The sequence below is a fragment of the Cuniculiplasma divulgatum genome (assembly GCF_900083515.1).
Classification (GTDB): domain Archaea; phylum Thermoplasmatota; class Thermoplasmata; order Thermoplasmatales; family Thermoplasmataceae; genus Cuniculiplasma; species Cuniculiplasma divulgatum.
The window spans coordinates 22836-38554 of the sequence record NZ_LT671858.1; the positions used below are offsets into that span (position 1 = coordinate 22836).

Annotated in this window: 13 protein-coding genes; 9 read left to right on the forward strand and 4 right to left on the reverse strand. The window is 39.4% G+C overall.

Annotated features, from left to right (window positions below; translation table 11 throughout):
- Positions 1-3 precede the first annotated feature (3 nt).
- Positions 4-993, reverse strand: coding sequence for a VIT1/CCC1 transporter family protein (locus CSP5_RS00085; protein ID WP_148689393.1), 990 nt, complete (start codon positions 991-993; stop codon positions 4-6).
- 244 nt (positions 994-1237) lie between these two features.
- Between CSP5_RS00085 and CSP5_RS00090 the strand changes: the two genes are divergently transcribed.
- Positions 1238-2596, forward strand: a complete 1359-nt coding sequence (locus CSP5_RS00090; protein ID WP_021789603.1) for an acetyl ornithine aminotransferase family protein — start codon at positions 1238-1240, stop codon at positions 2594-2596.
- Here the strand turns inward: CSP5_RS00090 and CSP5_RS00095 are convergent.
- Positions 2588-3109: a PDDEXK family nuclease gene (locus CSP5_RS00095; RefSeq protein WP_077076747.1), complete on the reverse strand. Its 522-nt coding sequence runs from the start codon at positions 3107-3109 to the stop codon at positions 2588-2590. The genes CSP5_RS00090 and CSP5_RS00095 overlap by 9 nt on opposite strands.
- 185 nt (positions 3110-3294) lie before the next feature.
- On the opposite strand from CSP5_RS00095, the gene CSP5_RS00100 reads away from it, so the two are divergent.
- Positions 3295-5172, forward strand: coding sequence for an AMP-binding protein (locus CSP5_RS00100; protein ID WP_021789601.1), 1878 nt, complete (start codon positions 3295-3297; stop codon positions 5170-5172).
- Here the strand turns inward: CSP5_RS00100 and CSP5_RS00105 are convergent.
- Positions 5169-6194, reverse strand: coding sequence for a hypothetical protein (locus CSP5_RS00105; RefSeq protein WP_077075761.1), 1026 nt, complete (start codon positions 6192-6194; stop codon positions 5169-5171). The two genes, CSP5_RS00100 and CSP5_RS00105, sit on opposite strands and share 4 nt — an antisense overlap.
- Positions 6195-6613: 419 nt before the next feature.
- Here CSP5_RS00105 and CSP5_RS00110 point away from each other — a divergent pair, with 419 nt between their 5' ends.
- Positions 6614-6994, forward strand: a complete 381-nt coding sequence (locus CSP5_RS00110) for a DUF6015 family protein (RefSeq protein WP_241810760.1) — start codon at positions 6614-6616, stop codon at positions 6992-6994.
- A 50-nt stretch (positions 6995-7044) separates the two neighbouring features.
- On the opposite strand, the gene CSP5_RS00115 is transcribed toward CSP5_RS00110, so the two are convergent.
- The gene (locus tag CSP5_RS00115) at positions 7045-7413 is read right to left on the reverse strand and encodes a hypothetical protein (protein ID WP_021789597.1); all 369 of its coding nucleotides are present in this window, start codon (positions 7411-7413) and stop codon (positions 7045-7047) included.
- Between the two features lie 163 nt (positions 7414-7576).
- On the opposite strand from CSP5_RS00115, the gene pyrG reads away from it, so the two are divergent.
- From pyrG to CSP5_RS00145, 6 genes are all read left to right on the forward strand, one after another.
- The gene (pyrG, locus tag CSP5_RS00120; protein WP_021789596.1) at positions 7577-9190 is read left to right on the forward strand and encodes a glutamine hydrolyzing CTP synthase; all 1614 of its coding nucleotides are present in this window, start codon (positions 7577-7579) and stop codon (positions 9188-9190) included.
- 6 nt (positions 9191-9196) lie between these two features.
- Positions 9197-12463: a DNA polymerase II large subunit gene (locus CSP5_RS00125; protein ID WP_021789595.1), complete on the forward strand. Its 3267-nt coding sequence runs from the start codon at positions 9197-9199 to the stop codon at positions 12461-12463.
- Positions 12460-13239, forward strand: coding sequence for an ATP/GTP-binding protein (locus tag CSP5_RS00130; RefSeq protein ID WP_021789594.1), 780 nt, complete (start codon positions 12460-12462; stop codon positions 13237-13239). Before CSP5_RS00125 ends, CSP5_RS00130 begins: the two co-directional genes overlap by 4 nt.
- Positions 13240-13380: 141 nt before the next feature.
- The gene (locus CSP5_RS00135; RefSeq protein WP_021789593.1) at positions 13381-13719 is read left to right on the forward strand and encodes a PadR family transcriptional regulator; all 339 of its coding nucleotides are present in this window, start codon (positions 13381-13383) and stop codon (positions 13717-13719) included.
- 34 nt (positions 13720-13753) lie between these two features.
- A complete protein-coding gene (locus tag CSP5_RS00140) occupies positions 13754-14416 on the forward strand; it encodes a DUF3834 domain-containing protein (protein ID WP_021789592.1) in 663 nt (220 codons plus the stop codon).
- Positions 14409-15620, forward strand: a complete 1212-nt coding sequence (locus tag CSP5_RS00145; RefSeq protein ID WP_148689394.1) for an MFS transporter — start codon at positions 14409-14411, stop codon at positions 15618-15620. Before CSP5_RS00140 ends, CSP5_RS00145 begins: the two co-directional genes overlap by 8 nt.
- The last annotated feature ends 99 nt before the right edge of the window (positions 15621-15719 follow it).

The window sequence follows — 15719 nt, forward strand, 5'->3', positions numbered from 1 at the left end:
CTTCTAACCTATATATATGTGGAAATGGGTGTGGAATATAAATCCTATTGTGTAGGTGATTGCCGCGGCTAGCAGTGACAAAATGGCTGCCCTGCTTGAGGATTTCAATATAGAGATGTTCAGTGCTATTGCTATAATGGAATTGCTTACTGCCTGAACTGCAGCCACAAGTATAACGGCAATGATCAGTGAAAGTATGCCAAGAGGAAAGAGGAAAGGAATTATTGGAAAAGCAGCTCCTGCTATATAGGAAAGACCGGTTGTTCCCGCTGAAACCTTTGTACGGTTCTCTTCATTTTCAATTTCAGTCTTCATCTTATGAGTGCTAGTGTTTGTAATGAGACTTTCCCTTTTAATATTCCTTATCCTGTACTCAATTTCGGAGGATTTTGAAAGATATGCTCCAAGGGTCATGCTTATGGTTCCACCGACTCCTATAACAAGTCCACTCATCGCAATTATGAAATTGTTACTTATAATTGCAGTTAATCCTGCGATTGCCGCCAGAACCTCAACGAGTCCATCACTCATACCATATATGAAAGCCTGTATTCTATCAAGATAGGCTTCCCTGTTAATCCCCATCTGTTCAAAGACGTTTTCATGACCTATCTCATCATTTATAATAGATTTTAATGCATTTACTTCATCGGTATCCTTCATATTCTTTAAAAAATCCCTGTATTTTCTAATACTTTCAACCTCTCCTCTTTCCAGAAGATTGACAGTCAGGTTATTACCCAAGATTCTGGTAAGGAATAGGAGAAAGAAAATCTTCACACCTCTAGGCTTGATCTCATTTTTTTCAGAGCCTAACTTTATGAGTCTTTTCATCCAGAACTCAGAATGGGACTCCTCCATTTCAGCGAGATAATCAAGTTTCTCTTTTAAAACTTTATTTCGGGATCTTTTGGCAAGTTTTCTATAGAACTCTCTGTCTGTGATCTCATCTCTATAGAATTCTGAAACCAGTTTCTCTTCTTCTCCCATCATTCAGGTAGGATTGTACATGAATATTAATAATTTTATATTGCATGAAAATAAAATAAGGATTTCCTTACATTTTACACAATTGTCACACTATATGTTATATTTAATATTCTGATATAACTCAACAGGGCAAATCCTCCTTAGAATAAGAATAATTTTTATATATGTTACGAAATACGTAACATTATTTCGTTTTTCATTCAATAAGCTATATATTTTCAATTGACATCTATTTTCAGGTGAAATTATGCAAACAAATGAAAACGATTTCGAGATGAAAGTGAATATAAAGGTAGTGCCGCCAGGACCAAAGGGTAAGAAAATAGTTGAAGAAGATACTGAATATCTGGCAACAAGTTCCAAGTCACTTCCTATAGTGGCCAAGAGAGGAAGGGGGGTTTATATACAGGACGTAGATGAGAATGTATATATTGACTTCGCAGCAGGTATTGGAGTCAACAACATGGGGCATATTCATCCCTATATTACCGAAAAAGTTCAGGAACAGCTGTTTAAGCTCTGGCATTTTGCAGGAACTGACTTTTATTATCAGGAACAGGTAGATGCAGCAAAGGCAATATCCAGCGTGACACCAGGTAAGTTCAAGAAGAAGGTCTTTTTCACAAACAGTGGAACAGAAAGCGTTGAGGCAGCAATCAAATTTGCCAAGGTTGCAACAAGAAAACAGGAGTTCATCTCATTCATAGGAGCATTTCACGGAAGATCACAGGGTTCACTTTCCATGACCGCTTCAAAGGGAATCCAGAAAAAGTATCTTTTCCCATCAATGCCAGGAGTTGAACATGTTCCATTTCCTAACCCATACAGGAACATTTTTGGAATAGACGGATATGAACATCCTCAAGAACTCACCAACGCAGCACTGGATTTCATAGAGAAATACACGCTGAAAATGTACATGCCTCCAGAAAACGTTGCTGCATTTGTAGTTGAACCAATACAGGGAGAAGGCGGCTATATCGTTCCACCAATGGATTTCCACAAGAAACTCAGGAAACTGGCAGATGACAACAACATGCTAGTTGTAATGGATGAAGTTCAGGCAGGCTTTGGTAGAACAGGAAAATTCTTTGCCTCAGAACATTTTGGTGTTGAACCTCAGATCATTACACTGGCAAAGGCAATTGCAAACGGGCTTCCAATGGGAGCTGTGGTGGTAGATTCAAAGCTGGACTTCCCAGAACTCGGGCTTCACTCAAACACATATGGTGGAAACCTTCTCGCTTCAGTTGCAAGCAAGGCAACCATAGAGGCCATGAAGAAGGAAGGTGCAGTGGAAAATGCAGCCAAGAGAGGAAAGCATCTCAGGCAGAGACTGGAAGAACTAAAGGAAAGATATGATGTCATTGGAGATGTAAGGGGTATTGGGCTCATGCAGGCAATCGACTTTGTAAAGGACAGAAGAACAAAGGAACCGGCCGTAAAGCTCAGAAACGATGTTGAGTATAAAGGCTTCCAGAATGGAATAATACTTCTCGGAACAGGAGAAAGTGCAATAAGGCTGATTCCACCTCTGATAATCACTGATGAGCAGATAGATGAGGGAGTTGAATGCCTTGAGAAGGCAATAAAGCAATCACTTTGAATTGCTTTCCATTAAATATTTTAGCATATTACTCAGTGGGGCACCATCCTCCCACTTCATTACAAAATTTTCATTTCTGGTTATTTCAATTTGAGGAAGTATATTGTAAAGATTCCTGTATCTGCCCATGGGTTCTCCCGGGACTTTGAACATTCTCCAGGGATCGCCTTCTGTATTTTTTAGCCTGAAGGCGTAAATTAGAAATATGCCAGAATTAAGGCACTTCTTGGCCAGTCTCTCAGCCTGATCCTGATTTTTTCCAGAGGAGGAAGAAAAGGCGAGTACTGGATTCTGTGAACTCTTTACCTCAATTACCATAGACATGTCAAATCTAACAGCAATCAGATCAGCACCTTTTGAACCTGCTGCCCTGGTCACAAAAAAAGGGTATTTAATCAGATGTTCATATGCTTCCTTTGATAGGAAATCAAGTTTTTTAGACAACTTTCCAATAACTTTCTGGCTTCCTGACAGTATGGATACCAGTTCCCTTTCATAAATACTTCCATTCAACACGCGTTAATGTCTCATGCATATAGAAATTTTCTCTGCATAACAATGAAAGCGAGTAATAAAAGAGGTAATCTGACCTAAGAAGGTTTTTTGCACAACCTAAACTGTAATATGTTTTTATTCTCCAATTATTGCATTTTTAAAAGCCGCATAGTTTAAAATAAAGGATTTTTATCTATTGAATTATGGACACACAGAGTGAAACTGTATTTTTTCCAGATCAGATGACAATTGATAACAGCAATATCAACGCCCTCAAAAACTTCATAGGGCTGAAGACTATTGATGAACTCTACACATTTTCAGACAGCCATATTGAACAGTTTTATGATTCAGTGGTTAGGCACTCAGGTATCTGGTTTTCGAGACCATATACAAAGGTTAGGGACAGCTCAAAGGGAAAGGAATTTTCAAGATGGTTTATAGATGGTGAAATAAATATAGCTTTTAACTGTGTTGAAAGATATAAGAAAAGTAAGAAACCCGCAATAAAGTGTGTTTATGAGGATGGTAAATTCAGAAGCATTTCTTATGAGGAACTTGACGTGTTAACAGGTAAACTATCAGGAGCAATGAAAAATCTTGGTATAAAGAAGGGAGACAGGGTAGGGATATACATGCCAATGGTTCCAGAGGCAATTATTTCCATGTATTCTATAATGAGAATGGGTGCAATCGCAGTTCCAATGTTCTCAGGATATGGAAGGGAAGCAGTGGAAACCAGGGTTAGGGATAGTGATATAAAATATATTTTCACCATTGAAGGCTACAGGCGGAAGGGTAAGGAAATAAAAATGGCCGCCAATATAAAAGATATAAAAGGAATAAAACTCATAACACTCGACAGGATCAACAAAGATGAGCTTGATTTCAACGAACTTCTCCAGAACGGAGAATATATGGAAAGTGAAAAAACGGGCTCAGAAGATGGTGCAATCATGCTCTATACATCAGGAACAACTGGAAAGCCAAAGGGCACAGTTCACGTCCATGGTGGATCATTCATCAACATTGTTAAGGAGGTTAAATACTACCTTGATTTCAAGGAAGATGATACAATCTTCTGGATTACTGATCTGGGGTGGATGATGGGACCATGGGAAATAATGGGAGCCAACGCTCTGGGGGGGACACTATTTCTCTATCCAGGTGCAGTGGATTACCCAAAAAATGAAAGAGTATGGGATCTTGTGGAAGAGCATGCTATAACCATTCTTGGTATTTCTCCTACCTTTGCGAGAACAATGAAATTCAATGGAATAAGTAGGTCATTCAAACATCTTAAAGCCTTTGGCTCTACAGGAGAACCGTGGGATAGGGAATCGTGGGAATATGTATTCAGGGTATGGGGCGAAAGCAAAGTCCCCATATGTAATGTATCAGGAGGAACAGACATAATAGGGTGTTTCCTTGCATCAACTCCCATAACACCACTCAAGCCAAAATGTCTTTTTAAAGGACTGGGCATGGCCATAACAGTTTTTGATAGCTCAGGTAAGGAAATCTATGATCAGATAGGCTATCTTGTGTCCAAGGAGCACCTGCCATCAATGACCCGTGGTGTTTGGAATAATGAGGAAAGATACAGGACCTCGTACTGGTCTCAATTTCCAGGGTTCTGGTCACAGGGTGACTGGGCAATGCAAAGCAAAGATGGTTATTTCTTCCTTTATGGAAGGGCAGATGATATTATAAAAACCTCTGGAAAGAGGATTGGTCCTGGAGAGATTGAAGACGCTGCAGATAGGGTTTCGGGCGTAGTTGAATCCGCTGCCATAGGAGTGCCTCATGAAAAGAAAGGCGAAGCAATTGTTATTTTCTACAGGGGAAAAAATGATGAGGCTGTTAGGGAGGGGATAAAAAAGGAGGTTGAGAAATCGCAGGGAAAGTCATTCAGTCCAGATAAAATACTAAATATAGATGAGCTTCCAAAGACCAAAAACGGGAAAATAATGAGGAGAGTAATCAGGGCAGCGTATTTAGGACAGGATCCTGGTGACATAAGTGGCCTTGAAGATCCATCAGTAATAGAAAGAATAGGGAAAATGAGGATAAAGAATTAGTCTTTCTTTTTCCAGTAATATACAGGCAAAAGAGCAAGGGCAGCAATTGCAGTTATTCCACCATAAATATCATTTACATTCAGCCCTGGTGGATTAGTTCCATCATAGATTTTTGTAGGTCGATTAGGAATGGATATGGCGCTCCCATGTGGAACATGGTCTCTAATTTCTCCGGTCGTCCTGTCATAACACACAATCTGTCCGTTCCCACCATTTCCGCTGCTACTTTCACCATTTAGACTGTAAACACCCTGGCCACCTGATACATTACACTTATTTTCAAGGGATATATTATCAAAATAGGAGAGAAATATTACTCCTCCTCCGCCTCCACCTATAAGACCTGTACCACTTCCGGTTCCACTCCCATTTGCACCTGATGCTATTATTCTTCCCACATATATGCTATGTGCACATATTGCTATTCCATAGGCCCCAGCGGAATATGGCAACCCGTTGAGGCTCTGTGCTCCAGCTCCTGAAAGGAAATTACTGAAATTGTTTCTGTACCAGTATGAGAAAAGGTTTTCTGTAGTGCTATTTATCTTTAAATAGGGGGTCGCTCCATTCCCTCCGGGTACAGTATTACTGCTTGAACCCTTACCGCCAGGGGCCAGGGTTGAGAATCCTGAAGAAATACCTGCATTTTCAGACTGGCTCTGTGCCCCTGCTCCTGAACCTCCGTAGGAAAGTGGATATGAGTCCATTGGGGTCATTCCGGTAATTATAACGCCATAGTTACAAAAGCTTCCGTTTGCAAAAATGTTCCATCCATCTGAAGTAACAACGACACCCGGTTCTATGGTAATGTTCGCCCCTGTTAGATTGGATGTTAGTGTAATATTAGATTTGATTATTTTATTTTCATTTGAAGTGTTTACTGAGCTATGGGCAAATTTACCTTCATGACTTAGCATATTGAAATTATGGGTATTAACTGAAGAGAAATTATTGCCAGACATAAAAATTAGAAGAATTGCAAGTAACACAGTTGCAATTAAACCTATATATTTCACTTTCAACGGATAAGTATTTTAAGAGTGATATTTAAAATTACCCTTACCGATTTGAATAGAAAAATCATCCTATTAATTCATTTTCCAGAGGTTCATGGAACAAATGTATCTTGAAAATGCTGAAATTATACTATTTAAAAAAACAGATTATTGACTAAATTATATACGCAATTCGCAAGTTATAAAATTAAAACTAACATGACTGCTATTCGGTAATTAGATAATATTGGAATTTTAAACACAATTTTTGTTTTATTATAAGTCTATGGAATAATGAAAATATCCCTGTCAACATATAACATGTATGTCCTTAACATTTAACACAAACAAATTAATAATAAAAAAAGGAGAGAAGCCATTCAAATACTATAATATAAGTTTTTTCCCGAGCATAGGAAATTTAATTAAGTAGTTGTAATACTCACATGATTTCAATGGTTGTCCTGAGACGCGAAACCCTGATAAAGGCACTTGAAAATGTTTACGGAACAAAGGGATTAACCAGAGGAGACGTCCTGGATCTATGTGATTTCCTGCTCGATTTTTTTGGATATGAGGACTATGTGCTGGACAATGTTCTATCACCACCAGAAAGGGACGCATTCTATGATCTTGAAGAGAATGGGATACTGAAAACACAGGCAGAGGAAGTAACACTAAGCAAGGGAAAAGTTTGGAGGGTAAATCAGTGGGTATTCAGAAGAAACAAAATAATTCAGTTCGCAAGCCTATCAGTTCACGAAGATGGACTTGAAAAGAAGTATGAAGATATTTTCAAGGAACTGGAAAATCAGGAAATACTCTGAGGAGTTAACCCAAACTTTTAAAAAAAGAAATTATTTTTCCTGTTTTTGATCTACTTTTTTCTCAGGAGTGTTCTCACTACGGCAAGTGTCGCTACGGCACCTGTTGCAATTATGGCTGCATATTTTGGCGAATCATAAAGGAGATGTTCCAGAGGTTTTTTCCCAGGATCATACCTGTCCAGATGAACTTCATATCTATCCCTGTACTCAACGGCGTGGACACACTGGGTTGTGCCTGGAACAGATGCTCTCCAGTCTGCTATCTGACCCTTAATCTCACCAAGAGATCTCCTGAATAGCCCAGAATCCCTGGGCTTAGGAACATTGCTGATCCCATCATTCTTTGGCACAACCACAACATCTCCCTGTATTGCCTCAGTTATCTTTATCTGCCAGAATGATCTTGAATTCTGATCCATATAATTCAGAAATGCCAAATCTTTATAATAACATTGGGTGATTCTATTTACCGGCATGCGGATAAGGCCAATTAAGGTATTTTGACGGTTAATATGTGAAGATTGTAACATTATTTTAATCATTGATACAACAATTTTAATAACAGCCAACTATTCATTAAAAATGAAGTATATTGTAATTACAGGAGGTGTCCTTTCCGGTATTGGAAAGGGAACAATTGCCTCAAGTTTATGTCACATACTTACTAATAGTGGGGTCAAGGTAACAGCATTAAAAATAGACCCATATCTCAATTATGATGCAGGAACAATGAACCCATACCAGCACGGAGAAGTTTTTGTACTGGATGATGGAAGTGAGGTCGATCTAGATCTAGGAAATTATGAAAGATACCTGGATAGAAGTCTAACAGGAAATAACAATATCACAACAGGAAAGGTTTACAAGGAAGTCATAGAAAGGGAAAGAAGGGGAGAATATCTTGGTAGTACCGTACAGATCATACCTCACATAACAAATGAGATAAAGAGAAGGATAAGAAAAGTTTCAAGTGCCGAAGATCTCGATGTGGTTGTAATCGAAATAGGGGGAACTGTGGGAGACATAGAGTCAATGCCATTTCTGGAGGCAATAAGGCAGCTGAGAAGGGAAGAAAAAGGACAGGTGTTTCTCGGTCACGTAACACTTGTACCGGAAATAGGAAGGGAAGAGGAACAGAAGACAAAACCAACACAGCATAGTGTTAGGGCATTGAAGGAAATTGGACTGCAACCTGATCTCTTACTTTGCAGATCAAAGAACCCACTGTCTAAGGAGGTGAAGAAAAGAATATCACTGTTCACTGATGTGCCTGAAGAGGCCGTTATAAGTGTTTATGAAGTGGAAAATGCCTATCAGGTTCCTGAAGTAATAGAAAAACAGTCTGTAATCGATATTATTAAATCACAGCTGGGTTTGCAGACCACAGTGTTCAGGGACAGCTGGGAAACGTACAAGGAAAATCTGCTCTCCCCGGACTCTTTTGTTGATATAGGAATAATAGGAAAGTACACAGAGTTGCATGATGCCTATATTAGTCACAGAGAGGCAATGAACCACGCAACTGGGAGTACGGGCATTGGAGTTAATATTATCTGGCTGGATTCAGATATGGTAAAGGAAAATCCATCAGTACTGGAAAAATTAGATGGAATACTTGTAACACCCGGATTTGGATACAGAGGGGTAGAGGGTAAAATACTTGCAGCAAAATATGCGAGGGAAACCAATACACCATACCTTGGCATATGTCTTGGATTTCAGGTTGCAGTCATAGAATACGCGAGAAACGTTCTAGGGCTTGAAGACGCAAACAGCACGGAGTTTTCAACAGATTCAAAAAATCCTGTTATAGATATCCTCCCAGAACAGGTTGGCGTCAAGGATATGGGTGGTACCATGAGGCTTGGAGCCAAGAAAGTTGTTGTAAGTGAAAATACACTGGCCTTTGATCTTTATAAACAGAATGAAATAATGGAAAGGCACAGGCACAGATTTGAGGTTAATCCAGAATATATTAAAAAGCTGGAAGATCATGGTCTTATATTCTCAGGAAAAGATGAGGAGGGAATAAGAATGGAAATACTTGAGATTAAGAACAGAAAGAATTTCATTGCATCCCAGTTTCATGCAGAATTCAAGTCTAGACCACTTAAACCATCTCCACTGCACTTACATCTTGTTAAGATGGCATTTGAATTCAGGAAGGAAAAAGTACAAATGGAACAGAGAGCATGATATGGTATGGCCACCATAAGTGAAACTGATTATCAGCTGCTGGTCAGGAAAAAAGTCAATGAATGTTATGATGTGGCCAGGGTGGCAAGGTCAAGGGGACTGGACATTACTGACAGGGTTGAAATACCACTGGCCAATGATATGGCAGACAGGATAGGAGAACTGCTAAATCTAAAGGATATAAGTCAGGAAATTAGAGATTTATCCCTGACAATGAGCAGAGAAGAAGTGGCCCTTGAGATGGCAAAGAGGACCGCACAGAAATATTCCGGCGAGGGGATGGATAAGGCCGTTGATATGTCAGTGAGGGTCGGTCTCGCAATTCTTACCGAAGGCATCCTTGTTGCACCTCTGGAAGGGATTTCCAGGGTAACCATAGGTAAGAATTTTGATGGCACAGATTATGTTTCAGTTGTATATGCAGGGCCTATAAGGGGAGCTGGAGGAACCGCTCAGGCTCTTAGTGTACTTATTGCAGATCTTGTGAGGAGACAGCTAAATATAGGAAAGTTCCAGATCACAGATGAGGAAATAGAAAGATATATTGAGGAAATTCAGAGTTACAACAGGGTGAAACATCTTCAGTATCTCCCGGATGATCAGGAGATAAAGAATGTCCTGAAGAACTGTCCAGTATGTATAGATGGAGAGGGAAGTGAAGATGAGGAGATCTCAGGTCATAGAGATATGGAAAGATTCAAAACTAACAAGATCAGGGGTGGAATGTGTCTGGTTTTATGTGAAGGACTTCTCCAGAAGACAAAGAAGGTTCTGAAGCACACCACTAAACTGGGAATAAATGACTGGGACTTCCTTGAAAAATCAGGAAAGAACACAACAGATGTTGCAGTTGATCGGAAAGCCACAAAATTCCTTGGAGATCTTGTGGCAGGCAGGCCTGTTTTCGGCTACCCAAACAGACCTGGGGGCTTCAGGCTTAGATATGGAAGATCAAGGTTATCAGGACTTGCTGCAGCTTCCATACACCCTGCAACAATGATCATACTGGACGATTTTGTTGCCACCGGAAGCCAGCTGAAGGTAGAGCTGCCAGGAAAGGCAGCCGCAATGACACCCTGTGATGAAATCGAAGGCCCCATGGTTCTTTTAGATGACGGAAGACATCTCAGAATCAGGGACGAAAAGCAGGCTAAAGAGGTTGTAAAAAAGGTAGTTGAGATCACAGATCTGGGGGAGATACTCATATCATATGGTGATTTTCTTGAGAATAACCATGTTCTTGAACCCTCTCCATTTGTAATGGAATGGTGGAATAAACTCGCAGTTGCAGCAAATGTTCCAAGGGAAAGAATTATAGTAAGGAATGTAAAGGATGCAATTGACCTAAGTAAAGAATTCCACATACCTCTTCACCCGGACTATAACTTTTTCTGGCATGATCTCTCTGTTGAGGAAATTAACGAACTAGGGGATATCATAACTGATTCTGTGAAAAAAAAGAATTACCCATCAATCAGTGGTGCAGATAAAACTGAGGATATATTGAAAAAATTAGGAGTTGAATATCACACAGTAGGAAATGAGATCATACTTGATGACAAAAACATACTCAGGGAATTAATGGGCAATTTCAGGCATATAGAAACAACTGATCCTATGGAATGCATAAGCAGTATTGCGGGAGTTACCATTATGCCAAGAGCTCCGGTACGAATAGGTGCAAGGCTTGGAAGGCCAGAGAAAGCGGGAGAAAGAAAGATGAAACCAAAGGTGCACTCCCTTTTCCCAATTGAAAACACAGGCTCTTCAAGACGTTCAATAATGGATGCTGCAAAGTCATCACACTCCAAATATGAGGTTGAAGTAAATGTCAGAAAGTGCACAAACTGCAATCATGTGGGACCGGAGGTAAGATGCAGCGAATGTGGCTCTCCAATGAAGGATTCCGGGACATATGAAAAAATCAAGGTTGATCTATCAAAGATATGGAATTCAGCGCTGGATAATCTCGGGGTTAGTCCAAATGATCTAAAGGAATTCAAGGGCGTAAAGAAGGTAATGTCAAAGGGAAAGCATGTTGAACCACTGGAAAAGGGAATTCTACGCTCGCTGAATAATGTATCAGTGAATAAGGATGGAACATGCAGGTATGATATGAGTGACGTACCAATAACACATTTCAAGTCCTCTGAAATTTTCCTTCCTGAGGAGAAGGCAAGGGAGATCGGGTATGAACCAGGAATGAATGAACTATTCACGCAGGATATCATAATACCGATGGACTGTGCAAGATATCTTTTAAATGTCTCAAAATATGTTGATGACTTACTGGAAAAGTATTATAAAATGGATAAGTTCTATAATTGCAGGGATGAAAGTGATCTTATAGGACATATTGTCATAGGACTTGCTCCGCACACTTCAGGTGGTATAGCCGGAAGAATTATAGGTTTCTCAAGGGTGAACGGGGGATATGCACATCCGTTTTATCACGCTGCAAAGAGGAGGAACTGTGATGGTGATGAGGATTCTGTAATGCTCCTGATGGATGGACTTCTCAATTTTTCTAAAGATTTCCTTCCTTCAACAACCGGGGGTCTAATGGATGCTCCACTTGTAATGACTCTTTTGCTGAGACCTGATGAGGTTGACAAGGAGGCCCTGAATGTGGACTCACAATCAGAATATCCACTTGAATTTTATGAGGCAACACTGAAGAGGATTAAGCCTGCAGAGATAGAAGAAATGATGAAACCTGTGAAGTATATGGTAGAAAAAACAGGGTCTGCCAGAGGAATGGACTTTCAGTTCAGTACAAAAGACCTCAATTCAGGGGTTTTATTATCATCATATAAAACTCTTGAAACAATGTCAGAAAAGATAGAGAAGCAACTCAACCTTGCAAAAATCATAAGGGCAGTTGATCAGGACGATGTAGCATCCAGACTTATAAATTCACACTTCCTTCCGGATATGTTTGGAAACTACAGGGGCTTCTTCTCTCAGGAAATGCGCTGCACAAAATGCAATGCAAAGTACAGGAGAATTCCACTTTCAGGAAAATGCCAAAAATGCGGAAATGATAACTTGATCCTCACCATACACAGAGGAGGAATAGTGAAATACATGGAAGAAACTAGAAAATTAATGAAGAATTTCAACCTGCCACCTGCACAGATGTACAGGATAGAGAATATTTTCAGGTCAATAGACACATCATTCAACAGTACCGAGGATATTCAGAGGGTCGAAACACACATTGAAAATCCACTGGATAATTACGGTGAAATTGAGGAGGAGATTCTGGAATGAAAGGGGCACTTTTTGTAGCCGGACCAGCGGGAACAGGTAAGTCGACATTCTGTGCTTCATTCAAGGACTGGCTAACAACCAACAACATGGATGCAGCCATTGTGAATCTGGACCCTGGGTCAGAATTCATTCCATATGAAAGTGATATAGACATAAGAGAATGGATATCCATAAGCGACATAATGAGCGAATTCAACCTGGGACCAAACGGTGCCCAGATCGTGGCTTCAGATCTCATAATAGAAAATGTAGATAGAATAAAGGCACTTCTGGATGAACTCACTGACTACTATGTAATCTTCGACACACCGGGACAAATAGAACTCTTTACCCTGAGATCTTCAAGTTCAATGATAGTGGACTCTCTTGGGGGCAAGAAATCCATGCTGGCATTCATTGGAGATTCTATCATATCATCAATCCCATCCGGATATATATCGCAGAAACTTATGTACGCATCAGTAATGACAAGGTTCTTCAAACCAACACTGTATATAATGAATAAATCAGATATTCTTCAGGATGATCAGCTTGAAACGATTTCGCAGTGGGATGAGTCTGTTGACAACCTAATGGACAGCCTGATGGAGGAAAAGGTAGATCTTAGAAAGGACTTCTTCTACAACGTGATGAATTCTTTCGATGAAAGCGGTCTAAGCAGTAAGATGATACCTGTGTCTTCAAAGAACATGTTCGGAATGGAAGACGTTTATTCTGCCATGTCGCTCTTCCTTTCAGGAGGGGAAGATGAGGACACTATGTATAAAGATGATTGAAGGAAGACATTTCAAAACTTCCAATTTCGTCAAAATTTATCCATTATCATTTCATATCTTTTGAGAAATTTTATGGAAAATTATCTGGTAAACATTGAGAAAGTTTAAGTAAATAGTTTACCTATTAGAATGTGGCATCATATGAAACTGTCCGATGAAAAAATACTGAGAGGATTGCTCAGTATATACCTCTTAAGGGAAATGTGCATTAAACCACGTTACGGATACGAACTAAACAGGGAAGTTACGGAAAAAATAGGAGTGGAACTTCCAAAGGGTACAGTTTATGTTTTGCTCAAAAACCTTAAAAATAAGGGGCTTATAGAAAATGAAGGATCCTGTGAAGAGGATCATCAAAAGGCAGTAATATACAGGATAACAGATAAGGGACATGAGTTCGTAAAATCCCATTATCAGGCTCTGAGACTTGCCAGAGGCATGATAGATGATATCCTTATGACAATTGATAATAATTTATGACTAAGTTATTTATCCTTATTTGTAATCACTAATTATGAGCATTAAAGTTTTAACAGCACCAGGACCAGTTTGTTTTCCACTGCTTGCAGTTGACAGTAAGGATATAGATGTAAAATTTGGAAAGGATGGGAATGCTGACATAATCATGGATTCTTCAATCTCACTGATCAAGAGAAAGTTGCCAATTCATATGGTATTATTAAGTGGATTATCGATGGTTAGCCCAGATTTCAATGGAACAACAGCAATATTGAGAAAGGGTGGAGCAAGTGATGTTTTATCAAAAATTATTGTGAGGAATGAATCCTTGCCAGTAGACTTTGTTTATGGAGAGAATATGGAAGAAATTAAAGCACTGTTAAATAAGGGTAAGGCAACTTCAGCAGTAGTTATGTCCATGAGTGGAATGAAAGGTATTACACTGGAGGAAAGGGCTAAGAAAGCTGGGATCTATGTCCCAGGAAGCTGTTCAGCCTCATTTGAGGATAGGAGCACTCTAAACGATTTCAGGACCATTTACAACCAGGGACTGGAGGAATTTAATAAAAATCCGGAAAAGGCTGCAGAGACAGTTTCAAAAAAATTACCGAATAAATTTCCTCTTGAGTTCATAATTGGCACCATGAAATCCATGAAGCCAATACTGGAAAAACCTCAAGATTACAGCAAGCTGGAAGGGGCAGTACTTAATGCCTGAAAATTCAAACACAGATAGGCAAATAGATCATAGGACAGTAATCGTAATCATAGCGGTCATCCTTTCGATGACCTTTGCCATCAGGTCCAGTAACAATATGTATGTTACATCTGTACCTCTCTTGGCAAGGTACTACTTTTTCTATTCCAACGTCGAGATAGGTCTTCTGGCTTCAGCTGCATCCCTGACTACCTTTATAATGAGTACATTCATCAATGCAAGAGCTGAGTCCAAAACAAGAAGGAAAATTTTCATTATTTCGTCAATAATATATGCAGTTACTTTTCCGCTCTTCTATATATCAACTCCCTTCACAATATGGATAATTCTGCCAGTTGCATCTTTCACACTGGGTTCCATAATGCCCAATATTATCACATCAGCGTCTCTTTTTAAGGATAAACGACAGAGGGAAAGAATCCTTTCCATTTACACCCTCACTCTCAGTCTTTCATTGATACTTGGACCGTATATTGAAAGTGAACTGCTCCACTACGTATCATTCCAAGAATCATTCCTTATATTCTCCATTTTACCGGCCGTAGGAATGATCGATTCATTCTTCATAAAATTTCCAGATGAGATGGGTGTCAGGAGAAGAGGATTTGATATAACAGTACTAAAGGATAAGGGATTTCAATCATCACTTCTCAACATCCTTGCCTATAACATCCCCTTTGCCTTTCTCACCACGTATGGTGGGCTCTTCGGCATATCTGACTTCAATATAAACATCTCTACGGTCAATCTGACATTCAGCCTTTTCTTTCTAACATCATTCATATCAAGACTTGTATTTTCTGTGAGGGTACCAGAAAGATTGCCAAGATTGATGTTTTCAGCGGTTATTCTTTCCGCCATAGGATTGCTTGTACTTGGAACAGCAAAATCCTATGATTATTTTATGTTAGCATTCCTGATCCTCGGCATCCCCCATGGACTTACATATCCACTTTCTGTAATGTCCATAACAAGGAGTTTTCCAGAAAACAGGAGAAATATGGCTAACAGTTATTTCTTTTCCATAATGATGGCCATTGGTACAGTAATGCCATTCATATCTGGTGAGGTAATAAAAATAGTAGGATACAGAAACGCATTCCTCGTGGTCATACCTGTCATATTTGTAATTCTGGCAACTCTGTACATTGTACTCAAGGCTAAGGAGCGAGAAGAATCAACCTCAACAATGGAAAAAACATAATCATAGGGGTCTTATCTTCCGGTAAAATTTCGGTGATAATAATTCTTAAAAAACAATTATTTAAACGTTATCGATACAATTTTTAAACCAGTAAATAAT